Annotated in this window: 16 protein-coding genes; 10 read left to right on the forward strand and 6 right to left on the reverse strand. The window is 55.5% G+C overall.

What is annotated here, in order from left to right; genetic code table 11:
• Positions 1–7 precede the first annotated feature (7 nt).
• The 4 genes from ACORNT_RS04840 to ACORNT_RS04855 all read left to right on the forward strand — a co-directional run bounded on the left by ACORNT_RS04840 (position 8) and on the right by ACORNT_RS04855 (position 5,574).
• On the forward strand, positions 8–1,000 hold the full coding sequence (locus ACORNT_RS04840; RefSeq protein WP_321396098.1) for an aldo/keto reductase: 993 nt from the start codon (positions 8–10) through the stop codon (positions 998–1,000).
• A gap of 253 nt (positions 1,001–1,253) precedes the next feature.
• Entirely contained in the window at positions 1,254–1,982 is a 729-nt protein-coding gene (locus ACORNT_RS04845; RefSeq protein ID WP_321396101.1) for an ABC transporter ATP-binding protein, read from the forward strand.
• Positions 1,979–4,348 carry an ABC transporter permease gene (locus ACORNT_RS04850; protein ID WP_321396104.1) on the forward strand — a complete coding sequence of 790 codons (2,370 nt, stop codon included), beginning with the start codon at positions 1,979–1,981 and terminating at the stop codon, positions 4,346–4,348. Before ACORNT_RS04845 ends, ACORNT_RS04850 begins: the two co-directional genes overlap by 4 nt.
• On the forward strand, positions 4,348–5,574 hold the full coding sequence (locus ACORNT_RS04855) for an efflux RND transporter periplasmic adaptor subunit (RefSeq protein ID WP_321396107.1): 1,227 nt from the start codon (positions 4,348–4,350) through the stop codon (positions 5,572–5,574). The genes ACORNT_RS04850 and ACORNT_RS04855 overlap by 1 nt, the downstream gene beginning before the upstream one ends.
• Positions 5,575–5,831: 257 nt before the next feature.
• On the opposite strand, the gene ACORNT_RS04860 is transcribed toward ACORNT_RS04855, so the two are convergent.
• The 3 genes from ACORNT_RS04860 to ACORNT_RS04870 all read right to left on the reverse strand — a co-directional run bounded on the left by ACORNT_RS04860 (position 5,832) and on the right by ACORNT_RS04870 (position 10,726).
• A complete protein-coding gene (locus tag ACORNT_RS04860) occupies positions 5,832–8,141 on the reverse strand; it encodes a TonB-dependent receptor (RefSeq protein WP_321396110.1) in 2,310 nt (769 codons plus the stop codon).
• Between the two features lie 437 nt (positions 8,142–8,578).
• Complete coding sequence (locus tag ACORNT_RS04865; protein WP_321396113.1) at positions 8,579–10,027, reverse strand: aldehyde dehydrogenase; 1,449 nt, start codon at positions 10,025–10,027, stop codon at positions 8,579–8,581.
• A 243-nt stretch (positions 10,028–10,270) separates the two neighbouring features.
• Complete coding sequence (locus tag ACORNT_RS04870) at positions 10,271–10,726, reverse strand: MarR family winged helix-turn-helix transcriptional regulator (protein ID WP_321396117.1); 456 nt, start codon at positions 10,724–10,726, stop codon at positions 10,271–10,273.
• Between the two features lie 255 nt (positions 10,727–10,981).
• Between ACORNT_RS04870 and ACORNT_RS04875 the strand changes: the two genes are divergently transcribed.
• The 5 genes from ACORNT_RS04875 (at position 10,982) to ACORNT_RS04895 (ending at position 19,885) form a co-directional block, all read left to right on the forward strand.
• Complete coding sequence (locus ACORNT_RS04875; RefSeq protein ID WP_420717544.1) at positions 10,982–11,809, forward strand: p-hydroxycinnamoyl CoA hydratase/lyase; 828 nt, start codon at positions 10,982–10,984, stop codon at positions 11,807–11,809.
• An 8-nt stretch (positions 11,810–11,817) separates the two neighbouring features.
• Positions 11,818–13,305 carry an AMP-binding protein gene (locus ACORNT_RS04880; RefSeq protein WP_321396123.1) on the forward strand — a complete coding sequence of 496 codons (1,488 nt, stop codon included), beginning with the start codon at positions 11,818–11,820 and terminating at the stop codon, positions 13,303–13,305.
• Positions 13,306–13,426: 121 nt separating this feature from the next.
• A complete protein-coding gene (locus tag ACORNT_RS04885) occupies positions 13,427–14,737 on the forward strand; it encodes an MFS transporter (protein WP_321396125.1) in 1,311 nt (436 codons plus the stop codon).
• A gap of 436 nt (positions 14,738–15,173) precedes the next feature.
• Complete coding sequence (locus ACORNT_RS04890) at positions 15,174–17,477, forward strand: TonB-dependent receptor (protein ID WP_321396128.1); 2,304 nt, start codon at positions 15,174–15,176, stop codon at positions 17,475–17,477.
• Between the two features lie 287 nt (positions 17,478–17,764).
• Positions 17,765–19,885, forward strand: a complete 2,121-nt coding sequence (locus tag ACORNT_RS04895) for a PQQ-dependent dehydrogenase, methanol/ethanol family (RefSeq protein WP_321396131.1) — start codon at positions 17,765–17,767, stop codon at positions 19,883–19,885.
• A 68-nt stretch (positions 19,886–19,953) separates the two neighbouring features.
• Here the strand turns inward: ACORNT_RS04895 and ACORNT_RS04900 are convergent, their stop codons facing one another.
• Positions 19,954–21,720: a PHA/PHB synthase family protein gene (locus ACORNT_RS04900; RefSeq protein ID WP_420717545.1), complete on the reverse strand. Its 1,767-nt coding sequence runs from the start codon at positions 21,718–21,720 to the stop codon at positions 19,954–19,956.
• A gap of 377 nt (positions 21,721–22,097) precedes the next feature.
• Between ACORNT_RS04900 and ACORNT_RS04905 the strand changes: the two genes are divergently transcribed.
• The gene (locus ACORNT_RS04905; protein WP_321396137.1) at positions 22,098–24,797 is read left to right on the forward strand and encodes a bifunctional acetate--CoA ligase family protein/GNAT family N-acetyltransferase; all 2,700 of its coding nucleotides are present in this window, start codon (positions 22,098–22,100) and stop codon (positions 24,795–24,797) included.
• A 21-nt stretch (positions 24,798–24,818) separates the two neighbouring features.
• On the opposite strand, the gene ACORNT_RS04910 is transcribed toward ACORNT_RS04905, so the two are convergent.
• On the reverse strand, positions 24,819–25,295 hold the full coding sequence (locus tag ACORNT_RS04910; RefSeq protein WP_321396140.1) for a MarR family transcriptional regulator: 477 nt from the start codon (positions 25,293–25,295) through the stop codon (positions 24,819–24,821).
• Between the two features lie 66 nt (positions 25,296–25,361).
• Positions 25,362–26,594 (reverse strand): Zn-dependent hydrolase, encoded by a 1,233-nt coding sequence (locus tag ACORNT_RS04915; protein ID WP_321396143.1) that lies wholly within the window; start codon positions 26,592–26,594, stop codon positions 25,362–25,364.
• Between the last annotated feature and the right edge of the window lie 157 nt (positions 26,595–26,751).

The raw sequence follows: 26,751 nt of genomic DNA on the forward strand, positions 1-26,751 counted from the left end.
GGTTATCATGAAAGCGCGCAGGATTGGTGATTTCAATGTTGGTGAAATTGGTCTGGGATGTATGAATCTCAGTCATGCCTACGGGGTGCCGCCAACCCCGGAAGCAGGGCAGAAGATTCTGCTGGAAGCATTTGACCTTGGAATTACCCATTTTGACACTGCCGCGCTCTACGGGTTCGGCCGCAACGAAGAACTGGTCGGACCCAGCCTGAAACCCATCCGGGACCAGATCATGCTGGCCAGCAAGTGCGGCATGCAGGGCATTGACGGCAAACGTGTGATCGACAACCGTCCCGAAACCATTCGCAAGACGCTGGAGGATTCTCTCCGGCGTCTGCAGACAGAGGTGATTGATCTTTATTACCTGCATCGGTGGGACAAGAAAATCCCCATCGAGGACAGCATCGGGGAAATGTCCCGCTTTGTGGAGGAAGGCAAGATCTGTGCCCTTGGCCTGTCCGAGGTATCTGCGGATACCCTGCGCAAGGCCCACGGGGTTCATCCCATTGCCGCGGTGCAGACGGAGTATTCCCTCTGGACCCGCAATGCGGAAATCAAAATGCTTGATGCCTGTGAAGAACTGGGGGTGGCGTTTGTAGCCTTTTCGCCGCTGGCCCGTGGCTTCCTGACAGATACGGACCTCCATCCGGAAGAGTTTGCTGAAAAGGATATCCGGCGCGGCATGCCCCGCTTCCAGGAGCCGAATTTTTCCCGCAATGCGGCGCTGCTGATGGAATTCCGCGCCATTGCAGAGGATGCCGGTTGCACGGCGGCGCAGCTTGCCCTCGCCTGGGTGCTGAATACAAGACCCTTTACCCATGTGATACCCGGCACCACGTCAATTGCCCATCTGAAAGATGATGTAAAGGCAGGCGAGGTTGAGTTGTCCTCGGATATCATTGACCGGCTGGAAAAGCTGATCAATCAGGAGACGATCAGCGGGCCCCGTTATCCGGCGGCCACACAGGCTGAAATTGACACCGAAGAATTTACGGCCTGACAGGGCCTGAAAAGAACCTCCAGACTAGACATCCGGAAACATTGTTTCCGGATGTCATCTTCTTTCTCCATGCCTGCCGTAGACTTCCTTAAATTATAAAACATCTGTCCGATTGGTAACGATCCAGGCCTCCTTTGCAGGCCGGGTGAAATTTTCCCCGGCCTGTTTTATCTGGCGTCCCGATGTTTAAGTTTGCCTTTTCCTGCGGTATAGTGCTCCCTACCGGTATTGAATGAACAGGTTGGCGGGGCAAATGACGGATAACAACGGACTGGGTGATCATCTTACTTTTCGCACCTATGACCTGACGAAACACTATATCTCTGGCGAGACGGTGATACAGGCCCTGCGGGGGGTGACTGTGGAAATCCCCAAGGGGAATATGGTGGTCCTGCTCGGCCCTTCCGGCAGCGGTAAATCCACTTTTCTCAACATTATCGGCGGGCTCGATACGCCCACGTCCGGAGAGGTCTATTTCCGCGATCACCAATTGTCGCAATATACCGAACGGGAGCTGACCCTGTTCCGACGCAATCATGTGGGGTTTGTCTTCCAGGCCTATAATCTGGTGCCGAGCCTGACGGCCCTCGAGAATGTCGCTCTGGTGACAGATATTTCCACCGATCCGCTGCCGCCAATAGAGGCCCTGGAAGCCGTCAATCTGGGAGACCGGGCAAGCCATTTCCCGTCCCAGTTATCCGGCGGCGAACAGCAGCGGGTGGCCATTGCCCGGGCGCTGGCCAAACGGCCGGAAGTTCTTCTCTGTGACGAACCGACCGGTGCCCTGGACAGCACGACCGGTATTGTTGTGCTTCAGGCCCTGCAGGAAGTGAACAAGAAATATGGCACCACAACCATCATCATCACTCACAACGCCTCTATCGCCAACATGGCGGATCTGGTTATTTATTTCGGTGATGGACAGGTGGTGGATGTAAAGGTCAATGAGAATCCTGTTGATCCCAGGGAGATCAGCTGGTGATATTCGGGGCACTCAATAAAAAATTTGTCCGTGATCTCTGGAACATCAAGGGACAGGTTCTGGCTATTATTCTGGTCATGGGCTGCGGAATTTCCATGTATGTCATGTCCTTCGGCGTCATGGATTCGCTGGAACTGAGCCGGGATACCTACTATGATCGCTACCGTTTTGCCGATGTTTTTGCCCAGTTGAAACGGGCGCCCGAGGCGGTAAAGGAACAGATTACTGAAATCCCAGGTGTCTCGGCAGTGGAAACCCGGGTGATTTTTGGGGTGACGGTGCAGGTGGATGGGATGGATGAACCGGCGACCGGAAAGCTTCTCTCCCTGCCGGACGGGCGCACGCCGTTGCTGAACAATCTTTACCTGCGTCATGGCCGGATGCTGCTGCCGGACGAGGACGATGCCATTCTCTGCAGCGAGGCATTTGCCAACGCCCACGGCTTTACGCTCGGCGACCGGGTCAATATGGTGGTCAACGGCCATAAAAGGTCGCTGAGAATTGTCGGTGTCGTCTTGTCGCCGGAATATGTCTATTCCCTGGGGGCGGGCCAGCTTTTTCCCGATGACAAGCGGTTTGGCGTCTTCTGGATGAACCGGCGGGCGCTGGAGGCGGCGGTGGATATGGACGGTGCCTTCAATGATGTATCCCTGCGTATGGAACGGGGCGTCAATATCGAAGACATTAAACAGGCTCTTGATGTGATTCTCAAACCCTACGGCGGGCTGATTTCATATGGCCGGGAGGATCAGCTGTCCAACTGGTTCGTGGCCAACGAACTGGAGCAGCTGAAAATCATGGGTTATTTCGTACCGATGATATTCCTTTCTGTCGCGGCCTTTCTGGTCAATGTGGTCATGACCCGGCAGGTTGCGACCCAGCGGGAGCAGATCGGCATGCTCAAGGCGGTGGGTTACAATAACAGGGAAATTGCCCTGCACTATCTGAAAATGGTGCTGCTGGTTGTTGTTTTCGGCAGTATTTTAGGGATCGGCGTCGGGATCTGGTTCGGGACCGGCGTCACCCAGATGTATACTCGGTTTTTTCATTTCCCCATCCTGCGTTTCTCCTTTTCACCGGATGTGATGATTTTCGCCACGGCGCTCTGTGCGGCTGCGGCGGTGGCCGGTACCCTTGTTGCGATCAGGCAGGCGGCGGCGCTGCCGCCGGCGGAGGCCATGCGACCGGCCTCTCCGATCCAGTTCCGGCAAACCATTCTCCAGCGGCTGGGGCTGGAAAAATTCTTCTCACATCTGTCCCGTATCGTGCTGCGCCAGCTGGAGCGGCGGCCCCTCAGAACCCTGATGTCGACGGTGGGGACCGGCTTGTCCATCGCTATCCTGATCTATGCTTTCTTCGCCGAGGATTCCATCAATTACCTGATGGAAGTACATTTCGATATGGCCCAGCGGGAAGATGTGAGCCTGGGATTCGTCGAGCCGCGCAGCATCACGTCGCTGGAAGAAATCCGCCTGATGCCCGGTGTCCTGAAGGTGGAGCCCATGCGGGATGTGGCGGTCTACCTCAAATCCGGCCACTATAGCAAAAGAACGGCCATTACCGGCCTGAGGCCGAATCCCGACCTCCACCGTATTCTCGGTCGTGACCTGAAAGCGGTGCCGATCCCCGACCGGGGGATCGCCTTGTCCTCCAAGCTGGCGGAAATGCTGAACGTCGGGGCAGGGGATATACTGACCGTCGAGGTTCTGGAAGGCCGCCGACCGGTGCTGGAAATTCCCGTGACCGCCATCATCGAGGAATTCATCGGCCTCAGCGCCTTTATGGATATGGATCGGCTGAACCGGGCCTTGCAGGAAGGAACAGTTGTTACAGGGGCGTCCCTTCTGGTCGATCCGTTGTGGAACGGTCCCCTCTATCAGGAAATCAAGGATATTCCCTCCATCGCCGGCATGAGCATCCTGCGCAAGGCCCGGGAGATTTTCCGGGAAACCATGGGGGAGAATATTCTGATCATGGCGACCATCAATATCCTTTTTGCCGGCCTGATTGCCTTTGGAATCATTTACAATACAGCCCGGATTGCACTTTCCGAGCGGGGACGGGAACTGGCGTCGCTCCGGGTCCTGGGACTGACAAAAAGGGAAGTCGCCTATATCCTGTTCGGCGAGATGGCGGCCATTGTCCTGATGGCCATTCCGGTAGGTCTGGTCATGGGCACCCTGATGGTGCATGGCGTGGCGGCTCTGATGGATACGGAGCTTTACCGGATACCGGCGGTCATTGACAGGGATACCTACGGGCTTGCGGTGGTTGTGGTGCTCATAAGTTCCCTGTTGTCCTTTTACCTTGTGTGGCGAAAGGTGGAGAGTATAGATTTGGTCAGTGCCCAGAAGGGGGTTGAATAATGTCTTTGAGAAGTATCAAAACAATCGCGAAATACGGTCTCGGCCTGTTGTTTCTGGCCCTGCTGGTCTATGCCTTCATTCCGGCGGCGGAAGAAGTGGATATTGAACGGGTTCGCCGCGGGGATGTCGAGATCATCCTTGAAGCCGAGGGAAAAACCCGGATTCGCGACATTTATGTTGTCTCCGCCCCCATCGACGGCCGGGTGATGCGGGTGGAAAGCGAGCCGGGCGATATGGTTCATGCCGGGGAGACGGTGATTGCCAACATGACTCCCGCTGATCCCGATTTCCTCGACAAACGCAGTGAGACTCAGGCCAGGGCCGACGTCCGGGGCGCGGAAGCCGTGAAGTGGCAGGCCTCGACACAGGTGGACAGGGCCCGGGCGGCACTTGATTTTGCCGAGGCAGAATACAGAAGAAACGAGGAACTGTTCAAAAAAGGCAATGTTTCCATCGCCCGTCTGGAAGAGGCGGAACTGCAGCTTAAAATGCGAAAGGCGGAACTTCGGGCGGCGGAAGCCGATCTTCAGGTGGCAGAAAGCCAGCTGGAATCAGCTCAGGCGAGACTTGTTCAGCCGGGTGCGGCCGAAGAAGCCGGCGAGAAAGATATCCATGACCATATCTGCCAGGTTTGCGTACATGCGCCGGTAAATGGCAAGGTTCTGCGCGTCATGCATAAAAGCGAAGGGGTTATTGCCATTGGCACGCCGCTGGCGGAGATCGGTGACCCGACAAATCTGGAAATCGTTGTGGAAATGCTGTCCCGGAATGCGGTCAAAGTGCGGCCCGGCGACAGCGCCCTGATCCGGCGCTGGGGCGGGGATGAGGAAATCAACGCCCGGGTCAGGCTGGTGGAACCCAGTGGTTTTACAAAAGTGTCCGCTCTGGGAGTGGAGGAACAGCGGGTCAATGTGATTCTGGATTTCATCGATCCGCCGGAAAAATGGCAAACTCTCGGGGATGCCTTCCGGGTTGAGGCCGGGATCATTGTCGACCGGGCGGAAAATGTCCTTTATGTGCCGGTCAGTGCCCTGTTCCGGGAAAACGGACAGTGGTCGGTTTTTGTCTTCAGCGAAGGCCGGGCAGTACTTCGACCGGTACAGGTGGGGCGCAAGAACGACCAGGAAGCGGAAATCATCAATGGCCTCAAGGAAGGCGAGCAGGTGGTCGTGCATCCCGGCAACGCCATTGCTGACGGGGTGCGGGTGGTCGAACGGAAGCTCTGACGTCAGATCAGTAAATTGTCCGCCCAGTGCCGGTCAGGGAAATGCCGCTGCCCGCGTCTTCCGGGATTTCGGCCATCAGGCGGCAATGAAGGCGGCTTTTCTAAACAGTTGCAAAGACATTCTGATCCCCTTTTTTCGGGACTATAACACCGACATCAGCTTTGGCAACGACAGCATCATAAAAAAACCGCCTCCCGGAGGAGACGGTTTTGAATGTAAAGGGGCCGCCGTGCCGGCCGCCCCGATATCGAAGGATTTTAGAAGTTATAGGTGAAATTGGCGAACCATTCCCGCTTGCGGGCATAGGCGATTTCAGCATAACCGGAACTTGTTCCCAAAGAGGAGTTGCCGGCGATGGGGTAAAGTTCATCGGTCAGGTTGTTGACGCCGAAGACGAACTTCCAGGTAACATCGGACGGCTCCAGGGTGATGGAGGCGTTGACTATTGTGCGTCCGTCCTGGGCGATTTCCTCTGTATTCAGGGCGTCAAAGTAGGTTTTACCCTGGTAGCTGAGGTCCACGCGTGGCGCCCAGGTCAGGTCAGACCCTTCCGGCTCGAAGGTATAACCGATCCCGATATTGGCCTGCCATTCGGGCGCGAAAGGCAGGCGGTTGCCGGCTTCAATGCTTCCGCTGACGTTGGGGTGGTCAAAGGCGACCACTTCGTCGATTGTGGCATCAAGATAGCTGATGCCCGCATCAATGACGAGATTGTCGGCCGGGAGCCAGGTCAATTCCAGTTCGGCGCCGTCGTTGGAGGCCTTGCCGGCATTGGTCAGGAAAGGAGCTACATAGGCCCGATATACCAACTGAAGATCGGTATAGTCGGTGGAGAAGATAGCACCATTCAGACGCAGAGTGTTATTCAGCAGATCCGCCTTGAAGCCGATTTCATAGTTCTTTGCGGTTTCTTCCCCAAAGGCATGAATCAAGTCAAGAAGGGCCAACTGGTCTGCTGTTTCATTGAAGTTGGTATTGAAGTGGCTGTTCCAGCCGCCGGATTTGAAGCCTTCGCTATAGCTCACATACGTCATCACATTTTCATTCCAGCGATAACTGATGTTGGCGTTGATGGTGAAGGCATCAAAACTCTGACTGTACGGCATCACATCGAGATATTTATCATCGGGATTTTCATAACTGAACTGATCCGGTGTGGATGTTTTGGTCTCGTCAGTATAGCGAGCGCCAAGTGTTGCAGTCAGCTGATCCGTAATATCATAACTCCACTGGGAGAAGATCGCCCAGTTATCGTTTTCGGTCAGGTTGTTGTCACTGTCCAGGGTTCCTGTCGGGAACGGCGGAGGCGACAGAGTAACCGTCACGATATCATCGATTTTTTCCTCATAGTAATAGAGGCCGGTGACGCCGGTCAGGCGATCAGAGGTATAGAGAACCTGGAATTCCTGGCTGAACTGTTCGCCGTCGCTGACATAACTTGTGTGCAGAATCGGCAGCGGGGTGTTATCCGCATCACGTATGCCTTCCCAGTCCAGGTTCCTGTAGGAGGTAATGGATTTCAGGGTCAGGCTCTCGCTGACGTCATAAGCCAGATGCAGGGAAGTGCCCCAGTTTTCCAGAATACTTTTCAGCGGGTTTGTGCCGTTATTGGCAAACGGTCCCTTATTCTGGAAGTCGTTGGCACAAAAGTCGTTGTCGATCATCGGTACCGGACCGGATGTCCAGACGGTATACCCGGGACATCCGCCTGCCGCGCTGGCGGCCCTCATGAATACAGCATCCTCATTGGCTTCTGCAAAGACCAGCGGAGAACCATTTTCATCGGCTTTGGTATAATCGAACTGGAGCTTGATTTCCAGGTCATCACTTGGCGTAAAGACAATTTTACCGGTGGTGGTATAGGAATTCTTGTCGCCCAGGTCGATACCGTCTGAGACACGGATCACATAACCGTCCTGGATGCGGGTGCCGTAAGTGAAGCGGGATTTGACATTTTCACCCAGCGGCACGTCAACGGCCAGGGAAAGTTCACGCAGGTTATCGGAGCCCACGCCGCCCTTGAAGGTGCCGCCGAACTCGTCGCCCGGATCCTGGGTGTTGATCAGGATCGCGCCACCAATGGTGTTACGGCCAAACAGGGTGCCCTGCGGGCCACGCAGGATCTGGATGCCGGCGATATCGCGGAAATCCATGGTGCCGCCAACAGACTGACCCATATAAACATCGTCAATATAGATACCAACGCCCGGATCAACGGTAGAGGTCGGATCGGTCTGGCCGATACCGCGGATAAAGACCTGTGAGCTGTTATTATTGCCGGCCAGCGGGGCGTTGTTGCTGAACTGCAGGTTCGGGGTCACATTGTCGAGATCGTCGGTGCGGAAAATCTGGCGCCGCTCAAGGCCTTCACCGGTGAAAGCGGAGATGGCAATCGGTGTTTCCTGAAGGTTTTCTTCAACCTTGCGGGCTGTCACGGTGATTTCTTCAAGAACGAATGCACTTTCCTCGCTCTGGGCAGAGGCCTGTGTTGAGGCAAGGGCTGTTAAGGTCAGGGAAGCTGCGGTGGTGTAATAGAGTGACTTCAATAATTGTCGCGCAATTATCATTTGTTTCTCCCAAGAAATTATAGTTTCAGTAAGATCAACACATACGGATTATTAACCTTATATGCATTAACCGGTTCGGATACTGAAGCAATCGGTTGCATAAGGCAATTTATAATTCTGGAAGAATTCTGATATGCAAACCCATTAACCTGCTTTCCATTAATAATTTAAGATCTGGAACTCAAGTTCTTCCGGATGAGCTCCGGGGCAGCAAAACGTCCAATGAATAGTCTCCGGCCTGATGAAATGCAAATGCAATGTATCTGACCGGAGGCCGTGCATATAGCCCTGAACGTTCTACAGTGGACAGTCTTATAGAACTGAATATGCATATTCAAGTATTCTGACCAATTCGCGTCAATAAAATTCATGTCACATGGAATAAAGGCCTGCTCCACAATTGAAGCATGCCTTTGGGATTGTCAGATATCTCAAGCCTAGATCGGGAAATGCCCAGGCTCGGTTTCCATTGTAATCCAGCGCAGGTCGGTGAATTCATTAATCCCGGCCAGGCCGCCGAAACGGCCGTACCCGCTGGATTTGGTGCCGCCGAAGGGCATCTGGGCTTCGTCATGGACGGTGGCGCCGTTGATATGGCAGATGCCGCTGTCGATGCGTTCGGCAACTTTCAGGGCCTTGACGATATCCTTGCTGAAGACTGCTGCAGACAATCCATATTCACTGTCATTGGCGATGGCGACGGCGTCCTCTGCATCCTTGACCCGGATAACAGCCAGAACCGGTCCGAAAGATTCTTCGGTGTAAATCCGCATATCTTTGGTGACCTTATCGACCACGGTGGCGGACATCTGAACACCGTCTGCCGTACCACCAACGGTGATGGCGGCTCCTTTTTCTGCCGCATCTGAAACCAGGCCGAGGACATGGTCGACAGATTTTCTGTCAACCAGAGCCCCAAGTGGTGTTTTGCCTTCCATGGGGTCGCCGGCAACCAGTGTCGCAGCCTTGGCGGTCAGTTTTTCGACCAGAGCGTCGGCGATGCTTTCCTCGACAACCACACGTTCTGTCGACATGCAGATCTGACCCTGGTTCATATAGGCGCCGAAGGCAATGGCCTTGACGGCTTCGTCCAGATCGGCGTCTTCAAGCACGACAACGGGTGCTTTGCCGCCCAGTTCCAGCAGGACCGGCGTGAATGTGCGGGCGGCGCGTTCGGCGATAATGCGTCCGACATGGGATGACCCCGTAAAGTTCACGCGGCGCACATGTTTATGGTCGATCAGTTCACCGACGACCTCGCCGGCATCTTCCGGCGCATTGGTGATGACGTTGATCGCGCCGGCGGGCAAGCCGGCTTCGTTCAGGGCCTTGCCGATAAGTGTATGGGTGACCGGACAGATTTCCGAAGCTTTCAGAACAACCGTATTGCCGCAGGCAAGGGGGGTGGCAACCGCACGGACACCCAGAATAACCGGCGCGTTCCAGGGGGCTATGCCCAGTACCACGCCTGCCGGTTTGCGCATTGCCATGGCCAGGCAACCCGGTTTGTCGGACGGGATGATCTGGCCGCTGACCTGGGTGGTCAGGGCGGCCGCCTCGATCAGCATTTCAGACGCCAGCTTGACATTGAAACGGGCCCAGCCTTCCGTTGCGCCGATTTCGCCTTTCATGGCTTCCACAAAGCCATCGCCAAGATCAAGAAGCGTCCGGGACGCGGCCAGGAGTGCCGCGCGGCGGGCATTGGGGCCAAGTGACGACCAGGCGGGCAGGGCTGTCTGGGCGGCTTCGACGGCGGCCTTGACGTCGGCGCTGCCTGCGGCGGGCGCCCGTGAGGTAACCTCTCCGCTGATGGGATTCCGGCGTTCAAAAACACGGCCGTCGGCAGCAGAAACAAACTGAGAATTGATGAGGAGTTGTGCGTCCATTGTCTTGTACCCTATGTTTTGCAATTTAATTACTATGGAGTATAGCGTTATCTTTCATAGCAACTTGGCTATGAGGCGTCAATTCTTTGTGACGAAGCCTTCCTGGATGCCGGATTGGTTACGGTTCGGTACAATTGTATTTTCCTATTATATTATATTGGCTTAAAATGCAAATAAGAATTATAATAAGTAAAGAAAAGGGGCGGGTGTGCGCTGTACAGTCATATGTCTGTGGAGTTCCGGCTAGAGCCAGATGTTGTTAAGTGTTTTTTTCAGCGAGTCGAAGCTGTCTTTATCCAGACTGCGGGCCAGCCATTCTTCGTTGGCATTGATATTTTCCCAGATTTTTTTGACAACCTTCTTGCCTTCTTCAGACAAGTGAAGCCCCTGGGATCTGCCGTCCAGCGGTTTTTTCCTGATCAGGCCGCGGTCGCTCAGTACGGCGACGAGGGGAGCCATATTAGCGCTTTTGATTCCGAGTGCGCGACCGATATCGCTTTGCTTCATTCCGGGATTCGCTTCAACCATCACCAGAACCGAAGTCTCGGTGATTTTAAGGTCAAGGGCGCTGAAGCCCTGACTGAGTTGAGAGATCATGGCGGCAGAAGCGCGCCGCAAATGATAGCCGAGAAGATTTTCGAGTGGATTGGAAATTGTCATGGTTGTACGCTTGGATTTCTGGTTTTGTTTTTCGTTCATGTCGAGAATATGCAAATTTTTGTTGTAAATGACAATCCCGTTGTTATTATGTATAGCTATATAATATAGCTTTCTGTATATTTAGGAGGCTCAGATACGGAATTTCGTACAGTATAAAGCTGTACTCCGATGCATATGCATCGGAATAATTTGAAAACTGTTCAGTCAGCACTCCGGAGTGGTCTTTCAACGGACCTGCGTCTGGTCGTGCATGTCGGAACCGGTATAGGATGTAGTCATTAAAGGACCTGAATGATGAACAAAGCCACTGATGTTGTAGATTTTAAAGTCGAGAACGGGATTGCCTGGGTAAAATTCAATCGCCCGGAAAAAAGAAACTGCATGAACCCGACGCTCAACCGCCGTATGATGGAAGTACTGGACGAGCTCGAGTATGATGATGATGTGCGTGTGCTCGTTCTGTCAGGTGAGGGCACAGCCTGGTCTGCCGGCATGGACCTGAAGGAATATTTTCGCGAGACCGAAGCCAAGGGACTGCGGGGCGTGCGGCAATCTCAGCGCGAAAGCTATGGCTGGTTCCGGCGTCTGCGCTGGTTCCAGAAACCGACCATTGCCATGGTCAACGGCTGGTGCTTTGGCGGCGGGTTCGGTCCGCTGTTTGCCTGTGATCTTGCGATCAGTGCGGATGAGGCCAAATACGGTCTGTCCGAGATTAACTGGGGCATCCTGCCCGGCGGTGGTGTGACCAAGGTGGTTGTCGATCTGCTGCCAATGCGCGATGCCATGTGGCTGACCCTTTCCGGCGAACTGATTGACGGCAAGCAGGCCGCGGAAATGCGACTGGTCAATGAAAGCGTACCGCTGGCAAAGCTGGAAGAGCGTGTCCGCGAAGTCGCCGACACCCTGCTGCAGAAGAACCCTGTCGCTCTGAAGTTCGCCAAGGATGCCGTCCGTCGCGTTGGCACCATGACCTATGACGAGGCCGAGGATTATCTGGTCCGCATGCAGGAAGCGGCAAACTTCCACGACAAAACCGAAGGTCGCAAGGAAGGTATCCGCCAGTTTATCGATGAGAAGAGCTATAAACCCGGTCTTGGTTCTTACAAGGTTGATAAAAAATAGAGCAAGCAATGATCGACCATGTTGCCATGCAGGCCCGGTTGCAGCCGGGCCGGACTGCAATCCGGGACCTGAACACGGCGAGGGAATGGGATTATGCCGCTCTCGACCGGGCGATTGGCAAATGCGTAGCGGTTCTGCGCGCCAATCCGGATCTGGTGCATGGCGCACGGATTGTTTCATTGGCGCATAACTGCGCCGAACTGATCATCCTGCATCTGGCCTGTGCCCGTACCGGCCTTATCTATGTGCCGCTCAACTGGCGTCTCAGCAAGGCGGAAATCGAATCCCTGATTGAGGATGCCGACCCGGCTCTGTTGATCGGCGACAAGGCGCTGGAGCCGATTGAGTCTGAGATCCCCCGCCTGGGTGTGGCTGAGCTGGCGGACAGAATGGAGGCAGCGGTTCCGCTGCCGTACGAGCCCATCGATCGCGACAATATCTCGCTTATCCTTTATACCTCGGGCACATCCGGCAAGCCAAAGGGCGCGCTGCTGAGTGAAAGGAACCTTGACCAGACGGCGTTTAATTTTTCCATTCTGGGGCGGGTGACTCATGAAAGCGTGTTTTTGTGCGATTCACCAATGTTTCATATCATCGGCCTGATCAGCAATGTGCGTCCGACTTTCCTGCGCGGCGCCATGCTCATCATTACCGAGGGATTCGATGCGGCCCGGACGCTGTCGCGTCTTGGGGATCCCGAGCTGGCGGTAACCCACTATTTCGGGGTGCCGCAAATGGCGGCCCGATTGCGGCAGGAAGACGGCTATGATCCGGACAGGCTGCGTCACCTGACAGCCATCTTCACAGGAGGCGCGCCGCATCCCGAGGCCGATATCAGGGCCTGGGTGAATGACGGTATCTCTGTGGTTGACGGTTTCGGCATGAGTGAAACCGGCACGACGTTCGGCATGTCCATCGATCGTGATCAGATCCTGGCCAAGGCCGGTTCGGTCGGTATCGGCACCCCTGCCGTTGAGGCGCGCATCGTTAATGAGGCGGGCGGGGATTGCGGGACGGATGAAGCCGGCGAATTATTGCTTCGCGGCGAGAATGTCACCTGTGGCTACTGGCGCCAGCCCGAAGCGACGGCGGCGACCTTTACCGATGACGGCTGGTTCCGGACAGGCGATGTTGCCCGCTGTGATGAAGACGGTTTCTATTATCTGGTCGATCGCAAGAAGGATATGTTTATTTCCGGTGGAGAAAATGTCTATCCGGCGGAAGTCGAGGCGGCCTTTGCCGGCATGGAGGGCATCATAGAAGCCGCAGTTGTCGGTGTGCCGGATGAACGCTGGGGCGAGGTCGGCCATCTGGCGGTGGTCTGCAAGGAAGGTTATACCCTGACCATGGACCAGGTTCTCGAATGGCTTGAGCCCAGGCTTGCACGCTATAAACTTCCGAAACACCTGACAGTGCTTTCTGCCCTGCCGAGAACGGGATCGGGCAAGGTTCAGAAGCCCCGGTTGCGGACTCTTCTGATGAAAAAGGAAGACTAAAAGTTTTCACAACAATTGCAAAAGTCAAACCGATGGGGCAAGGTTCTGCGCACAGAGTTATGCAGAATAGCAAACAAATATAGCGAGAGGCCAAATTGGCCGAGACTGGGAGAGAATGAGCATGCAGGACGATCCACGGGAGATTATTGACCGCGAGCCGATGAGCGGGCTTCAGGTTTTCGCTGTCGGAATTTGTATATTTTTGAATGCCCTCGATGGATTTGACGTTCTCGCCATTACCTTTGCGGCTCCAGGTATTGCCGAGGACTGGGGACTGGGACCTGATGCGATTGGTATCGTTATTTCCACCGGTCTTGCTGGTATGGCGGTGGGGTCTCTTTTCCTCGCTCCCTATGCGGACCGCTTCGGGCGACGTACCGCTATCCTCGCCAGCCTGGTGACCATGGGTGTTGGCATGCTTCTGTCTGCAACGGCGAATGACATCATCACCATGTCGATTTACCGGGTTATCACCGGACTGGGTATTGGCGCCATGCTGGCGTCAATCAATGCCATGTCAGCCGAATATTCAAACAAGAAACGGCGCGACCTTTCCGTCAGCCTGATGTCTATCGGTTATCCCATCGGCGGGGTTCTTGGCGGCTCCGTTGCGGCTATGCTGCTCGGTCATTACAATTGGCAGTCGGTCTTTATCTTTGGCGGAATTGTAACCCTGGCCCTGGTGCCGGTGATTATATATTATCTGCCGGAATCCATCGAGTTCCTGAGCCACAACAAGGGTCAGGCGGCCTTGGGCCAGATCAATAAAATCCTGCGTCGCATGGGGCATTCCGAAGCGCATCATGTTATTGAGGAAAAAACGCCACAGGCACGGGCCCGGATTACGGATCTTTTTGCCCCCGAGCAGCGCCGGGTAACCCTTATTCTGGCGCTTAGCTATTTTTTCCATATCACAACCTTCTATTATGTTTTGGGCTGGGTGCCTTCCATTATAACAGCGCTCGGCTTTGACAAGGCGGTCGGTACTTCCGTGTCAGTTTGGGTCAGTATCGGCGGCATCGTCGGCGGCAGTGTGTTGGGCTGGTGCGCCACCTTCTTCAGCCTGACGAGGCTTGTGATCGGGGTCATGGTTGCCACCGGGCTTGCGGTTATTGTGTTCGGCCAGGTGACGCCTGATATTGGCCTGTTGAAACTGGTTGCCTTTGTGCTCGGTTTCTTCATGTTTGGCGGTGTGGTGGGGCTTTATGCCCTCGTCGCCAAAAGGTTCCCGACCCGGCTGCGGGCGACCGGGACCGGTTTTGTTATTGGTGTTGGCCGCGGCGGTGCCGTCATTGCCCCGGTTCTTACCGGTTTTCTGCTGGCGGCAGGTATGGAACGGGGCAATGTTGCCACGATTATGGCTTTCGGCTCGATCCTTGCCGCTGTGGCTCTCTTTTCCAGTTTCCTGAAGCGTGAAAAAACAGGCGGGTAAAACAAAGCCCGGACAGCAGCTGAACAACCTGTTTTGAATTCAAGCGGGGGGCGTATCCGGCCTCCCGTTTTTTGCATTTCCGGGGCATTGTCCTGGACTGTCAGTTTGTTCCCGCCTTTTTATTTTTTATCGCTATGAGTTATAGCGTTGACAGTATTATTGCTATATGTCATAATAATTACAGGGCTCTGGATAATAAAAATAACAGGGTAGGTTTGCTCGCTGCCGGAGTAAATCATGGGAGAAGTATTGTCCTCAAGTCGTATTCTGTGTCCGGCACTGCCGCATTCCTTTTGACAGCGAGGAGGGGTTTAGCCCCAATGTTTCCTTGCTGTCCAACTTCAAAAATTGAAACATAACGAAAGAATGGGAGAATATGATGCCTTTCGTAAAACCTTCCTTTATGCGAAGATCTACAAGCTCGCGGCTTGCAATTATGGCTGTAATCGGCACTATTTTGCCGCCGGCAATGCAAGCGATTGCGCAGGGGCAGGACAAAGAAGAAAATGTGCTGATGCTGGAAGAAATCACGGTGACGGCTCGTCGTCGTGAGGAAAATCTTCAGGATATTCCGATTGCGGTGACGGCGCTGACATCCGATGCGCTTGAACGTCAGCAGATTTTTGAAACAACCGACCTTGATAATGTGGCACCGAACCTGCAGTTTACCAGTTATGGTCCGCTGTCAGGCAACAACTCCGCGGCTCAGGTCTTTATCCGCGGTATCGGTCAGACCGACCCGACCGGTGCGGTTGACCCGGGTGTCGGTATCTATATTGACGATGTGTATATGGGTCGCTCCGTGGGCGGCGCCATGGACTTTAAGGACATCTCCAGCGTACAGATTCTGCGCGGGCCGCAAGGTACTCTGTTCGGCCGGAACACCATCGGTGGCGCCGTTCTGATTTCCACTAACCTTCCCGGAGACGAACTGGGCGGAACTGTCCGGGCTCGTACTGGTACCGATAACCTGCGCGAACTGTTCGGTGCATTTGATCTGCCGGTCAGTGACACACTGGGGACGCGTTTTTCCATGGGCATGCGTCAGCGTGACGGTTATGTGACCCGCCAGTCTGACGGTGTCGACCTGGGGGATGACGACAGTTATTCCCTGAATGGAACGGTGCGTTGGGAACCGAGCGATTCATTCAGCCTGACCATCCGCGGTGATTATTCCAGTGAAGATGAAAACGGATCCCCCTTTGTCTTCAAGAATATCAATGAGAATGCTGCATTTGTCGCTGCAACAAGTGTTGGAGCCGGATGTCCGGGTGCAACGTTCCCGCCGCCAGCTGTTCCGGTCGATGTTGTAAATCCGGCCTGCGGCAACGATGCAACTTACGACCTGGGACCGTTCACCAACGGCGGTACGGCCAAAGTGTTCAGCTCAACGGAAAACTGGGGTTTTTCCGGCACCGCGGAATATGATTTCAACGACAGTTTGACGCTGAAATCCGTCACGTCTTATCGTGAGCTGGCGTGGTCCGGCGCCCGCGATGCAGACAATACTGCTTTGCCCATCCTGTCCACGGAATATGATAGTACCAGCGAGCAGTTCAGTCAGGAGTTACAGGCGCTATACAGCTCTGACAAGTTGAACGGTGTTGTGGGACTTTATTATTTCGACGAAGACACCCATGACGAAGTGCGTGTACCTGTCGCGCTTCCTATACCGAACATTCTTGGAGGTGGTGATGGCTCCCGCGATCACCAGAGCGTGGATTTGTCCACCGAAAGCTGGGCGGCCTTCACTGAATGGACCTATGACATTACCGACAAGTTGTCACTTTCCGGTGGTCTCCGTTATACTGACGAGACAAAAGGTATGACCCTGATTGCCTTCAACATAGAAGATGTGCATGCACCTGAACCGACGACGTTGCCCACTACTGTTCCGCCGCTGTTTGTTGATCCCAGCCCCCACGAACTGGGTTTCTCTGCGGTAACCGGTACGGCGAAACTTCAGTACCGCTGGAACGATTCCCTGATGACTTATGCAAGTTGGTCGCAGGGTTTCAAGAGTGGTGGTTTCAACCAGCGCTACAACGCACCTCCACCGAACAACCAGCCGATCACTTTTGACGAAGAGAAAGCTCAAAACTACGAGGTCGGTTTCAAGGCAGACGTTGCTGACAACCTGCGCCTGAATGGTGCCGTTTTCCATACCGACTATACGGACATGCAGCTGATTTACCGTCTGGGCGTAGTGCCGCTGCTGTTTAATGCGGGTTCCGCTTCCATCGAAGGTTTCGAGCTCGAGATGACCTGGAATCCAACCGGTCGTTTGCTGGTTGAGGGAAGTGTTGGTTATCTGGATTCATCCATTGACGAGGTTGTCGAGATCGTGGTTCCTGACCAGACAGTGACCGCCACGGTGGACAAGGGCAACAGACTGCCGTTCAGTCCCGAGTGGAAGGCCAATCTTGGGGTCAGCTACTTCTTTGACATTGGTCATGGTCTGGAACTGACACCGCGTGTGGATGTGGTTTACACTTCTGAAATGTACTATGACGCCGCCAATTCCGAAGGGGTTCTGCAGGATGACTACACACTTGTGAATGCCTCCCTGCAGCTTGAAAGCCCGGACAGCGGCTGGCGCGTGACTTTCGGTGTGAATAACCTGACCGACAAGCTCTATCAGGTGGCCGGGAACTCTTCCTTCAGTACTGCAACCGGGTATGAAGAAGTGATCTATGCCCGCAAGCGGAACTGGTATCTGGCTCTGACGGCAGATTTTTGATCTGATAAAAACATAACTCTATCAGCGGCCGGGATTTAGTACAGTCCCGGCCGTTTTTTTTGAATTCAGGCGGCGATACCGAGTCCGGAAGATCATATTCGCTACATGTGCGTTTTTGATTCCTTTCTGTTGCTGTTATGGTTCTGGAATCAGTCTATTATAAAATTTTGGGTTTGACCTCCGGAGGGGGCCAAATTTCTTGGGGGACTGAAGCCGCGAAAGGAATGGCCGGGTATGACCCCGGCCGGGCGCATGATCAAATTACAAAACTAAAGTCTGGGAAAAAGATGAAACAACATTGGTTTTTTAAGGGTATCGCCGGTCTTGCCCTGCTGGCAAGCCTGACGGCATGTGACGACAAAACCGTCAAAACGGCGGACCGGATTGTCAATGCGGAAGCGGAACCCCAAAACTGGCTGAGTTACGGCAGGACCTATTCCGAACAGCGCTTCAGTCCCCTGAAGCAAATTAATGACGGCAATGTAAACGAGCTCGGCCTGGCCTGGTATCATGATCTGGATACCGCCCGGGGCCAGGAAGCCACGCCACTGGTGGTGGACGGGGTGATTTATGTCACCACCGCCTGGAGCAAGGCCAAGGCCTTTGACGGCAAAACCGGGGCCGTACTGTGGGAATATGATCCCGAGGTGCCGCCTGAATGGGCGGTGCGGGTTTGCTGCGATGTGGTCAACCGCGGGACTGCCTACTGGCAGGGCCGGATTTATTTCGGGACCTTGGACGGTCGCCTGATCGCCCTGGATGCCAAAACAGGTGAGCTGGTCTGGGAAAAACAGACTACAGACAAAACCCAGTCCTACAGCATCACCGGCGCCCCCCGTGTTGTTAAAGGTAAAGTGATCATCGGCAACAGTGGCGCTGAATACGGGGTCAGGGGCTATGTTTCTGCCTATGATGCGATGAGCGGCGAAATGGCCTGGCGCTTCTATACGGTGCCTGGCAATCCAGCTGACGGTTTTGAAAATGACGCCATGAAAATGGCTGCCGAAACCTGGAACGGCGAATGGTGGAAACTGGGCGGCGGCGGCACCGTCTGGGACGGTATGGCCTTTGATCCCGAACTGGACCTGCTCTATCTGGGTGTCGGCAACGGCTCTCCCTGGGAACAGTCTGTCCGCAGTCCTGGCGGCGGCGACAACCTGTTCCTGTCTTCCATCGTGGCGGTGCGTCCCGATACCGGTGAATATGTCTGGCACTTCCAGACCACACCGGGGGACAACTGGGACTATACCGCCACCCAGCAGATCACGCTGGCCGATCTGGAGATTGACGGCAAAGTCCGCAAGGTTCTGATGCAGGCGCCGAAAAACGGATTTTTCTATGTGCTGGACCGGCAAACCGGTGACTTTATTTCTGCCGGACCCATTGTGCCCCTGACCTGGGCAACCGGCCTGGATGAGAATGGCCGTCCAATTGAAAATCCCGAGGCGCGGTATAAGGAAACGGGGAAACCCTGGGTGGCCATGCCCGGCCCGATGGGGGCTCATAGCTGGAATCCCATGTCCTATAGCCCGGAAACCGGACTGGTTTATATTCCGACCAATGAGGCCGGTTTTGTCTATGTGTCCGATCCCGACTATAAACCCCTGCCCAAAGGCATGAATCTGGGGGTGGATATGTCGGCGGCTGACCTGCCGGACGATCCGGCCATCAAGCAGGCTGTCAAGGACGGCCTCAGGGGCCACCTGTCGGCCTGGGATCCGGTAACCCAGACAGAAGTCTGGCGGGCCCAGTATCCCGGACCGGGCAACGGCGGCACATTGGCGACGGCCGGAAATCTGGTTTTCCAGGGAACCGCCGGTGCGAATTTTGTCGCCTACAGGGCTGATGACGGAGAAGAGCTCTGGTCCATGCCCGCCCAGACCGGGGTTGTGGCCGGACCGGTCAGCTATGAAATCGACAGCGAACAATATGTGGCCGTCATGGCCGGATGGGGCGGCGTTTTTGCCCTGGCCGTTGGCGAACTCAGTCAAAAGTCGGGTGTTGTCCCCAACGTAAGTCGCCTGCTGGTGTTCAGGCTCGGCGGCCAGGTTGAACTCCCTCCTTTGCCTGAGGCCGAAGAGAGGGAGCTTGATCCTCCGGCCCTGACCGCTGATGCCGCCACCGTGCAAAAGGGTAAATATCTGTTTGGTCAGTTCTGCAGTGCCTGCCACGGCGGTGCCGCCCACAGCGGCGGCGTCCTGCCGGACCTGAGGTACAGCGACGCCCTGCATGACGACCTCTGGTACGATATTGTTCTCGACGGTGTGCTGAAAGAGAACGGAATGGTCAGCTTTGCCGATGTTCTGGACAAGGAAAAAGCCGATATTATCCGGGCTTTTGTCATTGAGCGGGCCCACGTTCTGAAGGCCGAAAAGGCCGCCCGGAAAGACGCAACCACAACACCCTGAGAGGGCGTGTTCAGATGAAAACAGGAAGCCGGGCCATTGGCCCGGCTTTTCAGTTAGGGGTGGTTTTGCTAGTCCTGCAGGACATATTGTCCGGGGGCCTTGTCAATCAGCGGCAGGACAACGCCTGTGGCTCCCATCGTTGGTGGCAGGGCCGGTTCTCCCGACCGTTCGTTGAGCCAGTTTACCCAGGCCGGCCACCAGGAGCCCTCCTGAACGGGCACTTCCTCTACCCAGCTGTCCGGGTCATGATAACGATCCTCGGCTCCTTTTGTGGTAATCTGGTAAGAACGGTTAGGGCGACCGATTTCCGAGACAATGCCGGCGTTATGGCCACCACTGGTCAGCAGGAAGGTGATCTCCGTATCAGACAGCTGGTGGACTTTATACACAGAGCGCCAGGGGGCAACATGGTCCCATTGTGTGCCAACCGCAAAAACGGGAACACGGATGTCGCTGAGCACAGCCGGTTTATCGCCAACTTTATAGCGGCCTGCGGCAAAATCGTTGTTGTGGAACAGCTGACGCAGATATTCACTGTGCATACGGTAGGGCATGCGGGTGGCGTCGGCATTCCAGAACATCAGATCACTGATTTCATGCCGTCTGCCCATCATATAGTCGTGGACCATGCGCGACCAGACCAGGTCATTGGAGCGCAGGATCTGGAAGGCACCAGCCATCTGGTGTGTGTCCAGATAGCCCTTTTCCCACATCATGTCCTCAAGAAAAGTAAGCTCGCTCTCATCAATGAACAGAGTCAGTTCCCCGGCCTCTGTAAAATCAGTCTGGGCGGCAAGCAGGGTCATGGAGGCAAGACGATCATCGCCGTCCCGGGCCATGGCGGCAGCAGCGATGGACAGTAGGGTGCCGCCCAGGCAGTAACCTGTCGCATGAATTTTCCTGTCCGGAAGAACGGCTGAAATAGCGTCCAGCGCCGCCATGATCCCCAACTGGCGGTAATCCTCCATCCCGAGGTTTCTGTCGTTCTCGTCCGGGTTCTTCCAGGAAACCATGAAGACGGTATATCCCTGTTCCGTCAGATATTTCACCAGTGAATTATGCGGGCTGAGGTCAAGAATGTAATATTTCATGATCCAGGCCGGTACGATCAATATCGGTTCCGGCCGGACCGACTTTGTCACCGGTTCATACTGGATCAGCTCAATCAGCCGATTGCGGAAGACCACATTGCCCGGGGTGACCGCCACATCCCTGCCGACTTTATATTTTTCATCTTTCCGCATCTTGCCGTCGGTCATGTCGACCAGGTCTTCCAGATAATTCTGGAATCCCCGCACCAGATTCATGCCCTTTTCCTCCCAGGTAAGCTCGGTGACTTCCGGATTGGTCCAGGGATAGTTGGACGGGGAAAAGATATCCAGCAGCTGGCGGCTGGCGAATTCCAGGACATTCTCATGCTGTTTTGTGACGCCCCTGACGCCGGTTGTTGCATTATACCACCATTGCTGATGCAGCAGAAAGGACTGGTACATCACATTATAGGGCCATTTCTGCCAGGCCTCATCGGAGAAACGCTTGTCCTGGGGCAAGGGTTCGATACAGGGCTTGTGATCTTCCCGGCTCAGAGCGCATTTGGCAGTGAAGGTTGCAAGGCGCGCCGATTTGCGGGCGGCCTTGTTGACCAGTTCCGCCTGCTTGCCCGGTGAAAAGGCAAGATGTACCATCCAGTCCATCCAGGCATTGGTCAGGGCCATGGGGGAGAGGCCGGCGGTGGAGCGGGCCACCATGGCATGGATGGTCCGGTCAAAGGCGTCCGCCAGCGGGTGCTCCGGTGCGCTTTCCCGGGCCGCTGGACGTGTCAGAAGCTGCGCCATTGGTTTCAGGGGCGTGTCGGGGAGAGCGGCGGATTGCTTTTTCACAAGGTTTTGCCCTGTCATTTGAAAGCTCTTTCAGCTGTTAAGTCAGATATAAAAGTATCTTGCGCGGCTGCGACTATAACACATTATGTTGCGATGCAACAGGAATTGTTTGTCATGACCAGGTCTAGGCTGGTGATGAGCCTGCCACAGCCGGCGGGCCAGAACAACATCCTGAATATCCTGTATTTTAAGGCGCTATGGCCTGTTTATGTTTCAGGCGAATTGATGCCGGTCAATTGTGAAACTTTTTTTATACGTTAAGAACAAACCGTCTTTTCGTGTATACTTGATCATAATTGTGCGCGGCAATAATTGTGGAGCAATCCCGACTCATGACAATACGCAATCTGGAAAAACTATTCTCCCCCGGCTCAGTGGCGCTTTTTGGCGCCAGTGACAGGGACGGCTCCATCGGCAAAACCGTCAGGGACAACCTGCAGGGAAATTTTCAGGGCCCGATCTGGCTGGTGAATCCCGGCCACGACGAAATTGCCGGTATCCGCTGTTACCCGGATGCGGACAGCCTGCCGGGTGTGCCGGATCTGGCTGTCATTGCGACACCGCCTCAATTTGTGCCGAAGATCATCTCGGACCTTGGCAAAAAGGGCACCAGGGCGGCAGTTGTAATCACCGCCGGATTCCGCGAGCAGGGGCTGACACAGGACATGCTGGATGCCGCCAAACCTTACGGGCTGAGGATTGTCGGGCCGAACTGCTTTGGCCTGATGGTGCCGGGCATCGGCCTGAACGCCAGTTTTGCCCACACCATGCCGTTGAAAGGGGGGCTCGCCCTTCTGTCCCAGTCCGGCGCCATCATCAGTGCCATTCTGGACTGGTCAAAGGATGCGGGAAAGGGCTTTTCCACCATGGTGTCCATGGGGGATATGGCCGATGTGGACCTTGGCGACATGCTGGATTATCTGGCCGCCGATAGCCGGACCCGGGCCATCCTGATGTATCTGGAACAGGTCACCGATGCCCGGAAATTTATGTCCGCCGCCCGTTCGGCGGCCCGGGTCAAGCCGGTGATTGTCATCAAATCCGGACGTCACGCCGAAGCCGCCAAGGCCGCCCATTCCCATACCGGCGCCCTGGCCGGTTCCGATGCAGTCTATAATGCGGCCTTTCGCCGGGCCGGGGTTTTACGGGTGATTGATCTGGAAGATCTGTTTGACGCTGCGGAAATTCTCAGCCACCTCAAGGCAGTGCACGGGGACCGGCTGGCGATTATTACCAATGGCGGTGGCGCCGGTGTTCTGGCCGTTGACCGGCTGATAGACTTTGGCGGCACTTTGGCGGCCCTGTCGGAAGAGACGAATTCCCGGCTTGGCGAGGTCCTGCCGGAGACCTGGTCGAAAGGAAATCCTGTCGATATCATCGGCGATGCCGGACCGCAGCGGTATGAGGATGCCATGGAGATCGTGCTTGATGACCCGGGGGTGGACGCGGTCATGGTCATCAACTGCCCAACCGCCCTGGCGTCGAGCGCGGAGGCGGCCGAGGCTACCCTCAGAAGCATTGACCGGAACAACCGGAAATATGCCCATCCCAAGGCCATCCTGACGTCCTGGCTCGGGGACGGCGCCGCCCATGAGGCAAGGGCCCTGTTTGCGGATGCGGGATATTCCACATTTACGACGCCTGAAGATGCGGTGCGGGGGTTCAGCTATCTGACCCGCCACGCCAAAGACCAGAAAGCCCTGATGCAGACACCGCCCAGCCTGCCGGAGGGATTTCATGCCGATCCGCAGGCGGCGCGCCGGGTGATCGACGAGGCACGCGCTGCCGGGCGAACTTTACTTACCGAACCGGAGGCCAAGCAGGTTCTGAAAGCTTACGGCATACCGACGGTCGAGACGGTGATTGTAACCTCTCCGGAAGAGGCCGGGACTACGGCCGGCAGGATTATCGGACCGGACGTGAAAGATGTGGCTCTGAAGATCCTGTCCGGCGATATTTCCCACAAATCAGACCTTGGCGGGGTGGTGCTGGGGCTTTCCAGTCCGCAGGCCGTCCGGGATGCGGCGAAGGAGATGCTCGACCGGATCAGCCAGGCGATGCCGGCGGCGGCGATAGAAGGATTTACCGTTCAGCCCATGATCCGTCGTCCGGGGGCCCATGAGCTGATTATCGGGGTGAGCGAGGACGTGACCTTCGGTCCGGTGATTATGTTTGGCGCCGGCGGGACGGCCGTGGAGGTGATCCGGGACACGGCCATGGCCCTGCCGCCGCTTGACCTGAAGCTTGCCCGCGACCTGATGGAGGAAACAAGGGTTTTCAAATTGTTGCGGGGCTATCGGGACCGGCCACCCGCAGATTTGTCAGCCATCGCCCTGACCCTGGTGCGCATATCACAGATGATTGCCGAACTACCGGAAATCACCGAGCTGGATATCAATCCGCTGCTGGCGGATGAAAAGGGAGTGATTGCCCTGGATGCCCGGATTGTGGCCGACGGAACGGCCTGTCCTACCGGTAAACTTAATCCCCGTTTTGCCATACGGCCCTATCCGTCGGAATGGGAGCGGATGGAAACCCTGCCGGAAGGCAGGACTGTCCTGATCCGGCCCATAAGGCCGGAAGACGAGCGCTTTTATGATGTCTTTATGGAGAAAACAGATCCCGAGGACATCCGGATGCGGCTTTTTGTGCCCATGCGCCGGCTCGAGCATGAATTCATCGCCCGTCTGACCCAGATCGATTATGCCCGCGCCATGGCCTTTATCGCTATCGATCCGGACTCAAATGAAATGCTTGGGATTTCCCGCCTGTCTGCCGATCCGGACAATGTGCGGGCGGAATATGCCGTTATTACCCGCAGCGATGTCAAGGGACATGGGCTCGGCTGGGCGCTGATGCAACAGTTGATTAAATATGCAGAGGCTGAAAAGATCAGGGAGCTTTGGGGGCAGGTGGCTGTCGAAAACCAGACCATGCTGAAAATGTGCCGGGAACTCGGGTTCTATGTTCATCAGGATCCAACGGACGCCTCGCTGCGACTGGTGACCCTGCCGCTGGACATGCCGGACTGACGGTAAACCGTTCGCCGGGGCCTATTGTTTATCGGAAAGTTCGCCGACTTCGAGGATCGGGGAGGCGTCCAGCTCTTCGGCATCCATCATTGCGGCAACACGCTGCAGGGAACTGACCAACATCTGGCGTTCCCAGCTTTCCAGTTTACGGTACTGGCGCAAAAAGCCGGACTGCAGCAGTTCCGGGGCTTCCTCCAGGCGCTTGCGGCCTTCCTCGGTCAGGCAGACATCGACAATACGACGGTCTTCCTCGCTTCGGGTGCGCCGGACGAGGCCGGCCTTTTCGAGCCGGTCAAGGATCGAGGTAATGGTGGCCTGGCTGAGGGCGACATTCCGGGCGATATTGCTTGGCGACAATTTTCCTTCCTTGCGCAATGTCTGCATGACCACAAGCTGCGGAGCGGTCAGGCCGGTTGTTTTGACCAACTGTTTCGACTGCAGGTCAATGGCCCGGATGATGCGCCGGATGGAAACCAGAATGTCGTCATAATCTGTCATGAAGCTCTTTGTCGCCCTTGAGTTAAGGCGACAAATCTAGCGGCAAAAACTTTTACATGCAATCTGTTAGTCGGTTGCCAGATCGACAAGGGTATCGAGCAGCAGGTTGGCCCCGCGTTCCACATCAATCCAGTGGGTCCATTCATCCGGGGCGTGGCTGACACCGTTGACGCTCGGCACAAAAATAAGGCCTGTCTCGGTGATTTCCGTCATGAACTGGGCGTCATGTCCGGCGCCTGACGGCATCAGCATATGACTGTAGCCCCGACCTTCAGCGCGGTTCTTTATGACGTCAACCACCTTGCTGCTGCAGTATTTTGGTTCCAGCCAGCTCATTTGTTCATATTCGAACATCAGGCCGTTCTTGCGGGCAATGGAGGACAGAACCCGGCGGCAGGCGTTGGCCAGTGCTTTCATGACGTCAGCATCAAGATCGCGGCCGACAATGGTGAAGTCCACCTCTCCGGGCACTGTATGGGGAAAACCCGGTTTCAGTTCGACAAAACCGATGGTGATCCGGGACCGGTCGGTGCCTTCCTCGTCAATGATACGCTGGATTTCGTGGGTGAAGTCGGCCAGGCCCAGGAAAGCGTCGCTGCGCATATCCATGGGAGCGGTGCCTGCATGGTCGGCTTTGCCGATCAGGCGCACGAACCATTTGAACACACCCGAGATTCCTTCGACGATGCCGATGGATTTGTGGGTGGCTTCAAGGACCGGCCCCTGTTCCACATGAAGCTCCAGAAAAGCCCTGACCATGTCCGGGTCACGCCGGGCGTGGAGAACGTCGTGATAGTCAAACCCGTGCCGCGCCATGGCGTCCTTGAGCAGTTCGCCGCCGGCATCCTTGGCATTTTCAAGCCAGGCCAGGGTTACCTTTCCGGACAGGGCCTGGGCCCCGAGCATGCCGCCGAAGCGGCCTTCCTCTTCGCTGGTGGCGACAATTTCGACGGGATAGTCCAGATGGATATTGCTTTCCCGGATCGTGCGGATGCACTCAACGCCGGCAATGACGCCCAGGGTGCCGTCGAAGATGCCGCCGGCCGGGACGGAATCAAGATGGGAACCGACCATGACACAGGGTTTGTCCGCAGAGCCGAAGCGGCCGATCACGTTACCGGCCCCGTCCATCCGGGGCTCCATTTCCAGGTCTTTGAAGAGGTCCATAAGCCAGCGGCGGGCTTCCATATCCGCATCGCTGAAGCCCTGCCGGTAAACGCCGCGATCCTGTTCATTGAAGCCGAACTTTGACAGGGTGAGCAGGTCTTTTTCAATTCGTTCAACAGAAACATTGGGCATCGGCCGGAAAATCCTGTGTTGAGTGTTGGGGGATCTTTCCCCGATTATGACATATGAAGTTTCAGAACAAAATATTTGAATACAAAATATAAATCCGTATGATATGGTCTTTGGAAGCGAACCTGTGTTCGTTAATTTGCCCGTAAAGCCGAGTAAT

The sequence above is a fragment of the Emcibacter sp. genome (assembly GCF_963675455.1).
Taxonomy (GTDB): Bacteria; Pseudomonadota; Alphaproteobacteria; order Sphingomonadales; family Emcibacteraceae; genus Emcibacter.

What these genes read in the sequence shown, in the direction of transcription:
- ACORNT_RS04840 (WP_321396098.1), top strand. Translation starts at nt 8, where the DNA reads ATGAAAGCGCGCAGGATTGGTGATTTCAATGTTGGTGAAATTGGTCTG.
- ACORNT_RS04845 (WP_321396101.1), top strand. Translation starts at nt 1,254, where the DNA reads ATGACGGATAACAACGGACTGGGTGATCATCTTACTTTTCGCACCTAT.
- ACORNT_RS04855 (WP_321396107.1), top strand. Translation starts at nt 4,348, where the DNA reads ATGTCTTTGAGAAGTATCAAAACAATCGCGAAATACGGTCTCGGCCTG.
- ACORNT_RS04860 (WP_321396110.1), bottom strand. Translation starts at nt 8,141, where the DNA reads ATGATAATTGCGCGACAATTATTGAAGTCACTCTATTACACCACCGCA.
- ACORNT_RS04865 (WP_321396113.1), bottom strand. Translation starts at nt 10,027, where the DNA reads ATGGACGCACAACTCCTCATCAATTCTCAGTTTGTTTCTGCTGCCGAC.
- ACORNT_RS04870 (WP_321396117.1), bottom strand. Translation starts at nt 10,726, where the DNA reads ATGAACGAAAAACAAAACCAGAAATCCAAGCGTACAACCATGACAATT.
- ACORNT_RS04875 (WP_420717544.1), top strand. Translation starts at nt 10,982, where the DNA reads ATGAACAAAGCCACTGATGTTGTAGATTTTAAAGTCGAGAACGGGATT.
- ACORNT_RS04880 (WP_321396123.1), top strand. Translation starts at nt 11,818, where the DNA reads ATGATCGACCATGTTGCCATGCAGGCCCGGTTGCAGCCGGGCCGGACT.
- ACORNT_RS04885 (WP_321396125.1), top strand. Translation starts at nt 13,427, where the DNA reads ATGCAGGACGATCCACGGGAGATTATTGACCGCGAGCCGATGAGCGGG.
- ACORNT_RS04890 (WP_321396128.1), top strand. Translation starts at nt 15,174, where the DNA reads ATGGCTGTAATCGGCACTATTTTGCCGCCGGCAATGCAAGCGATTGCG.
- ACORNT_RS04895 (WP_321396131.1), top strand. Translation starts at nt 17,765, where the DNA reads ATGAAACAACATTGGTTTTTTAAGGGTATCGCCGGTCTTGCCCTGCTG.
- ACORNT_RS04900 (WP_420717545.1), bottom strand. Translation starts at nt 21,720, where the DNA reads ATGGCGCAGCTTCTGACACGTCCAGCGGCCCGGGAAAGCGCACCGGAG.
- ACORNT_RS04905 (WP_321396137.1), top strand. Translation starts at nt 22,098, where the DNA reads ATGACAATACGCAATCTGGAAAAACTATTCTCCCCCGGCTCAGTGGCG.
- ACORNT_RS04910 (WP_321396140.1), bottom strand. Translation starts at nt 25,295, where the DNA reads ATGACAGATTATGACGACATTCTGGTTTCCATCCGGCGCATCATCCGG.
- ACORNT_RS04915 (WP_321396143.1), bottom strand. Translation starts at nt 26,594, where the DNA reads ATGCCCAATGTTTCTGTTGAACGAATTGAAAAAGACCTGCTCACCCTG.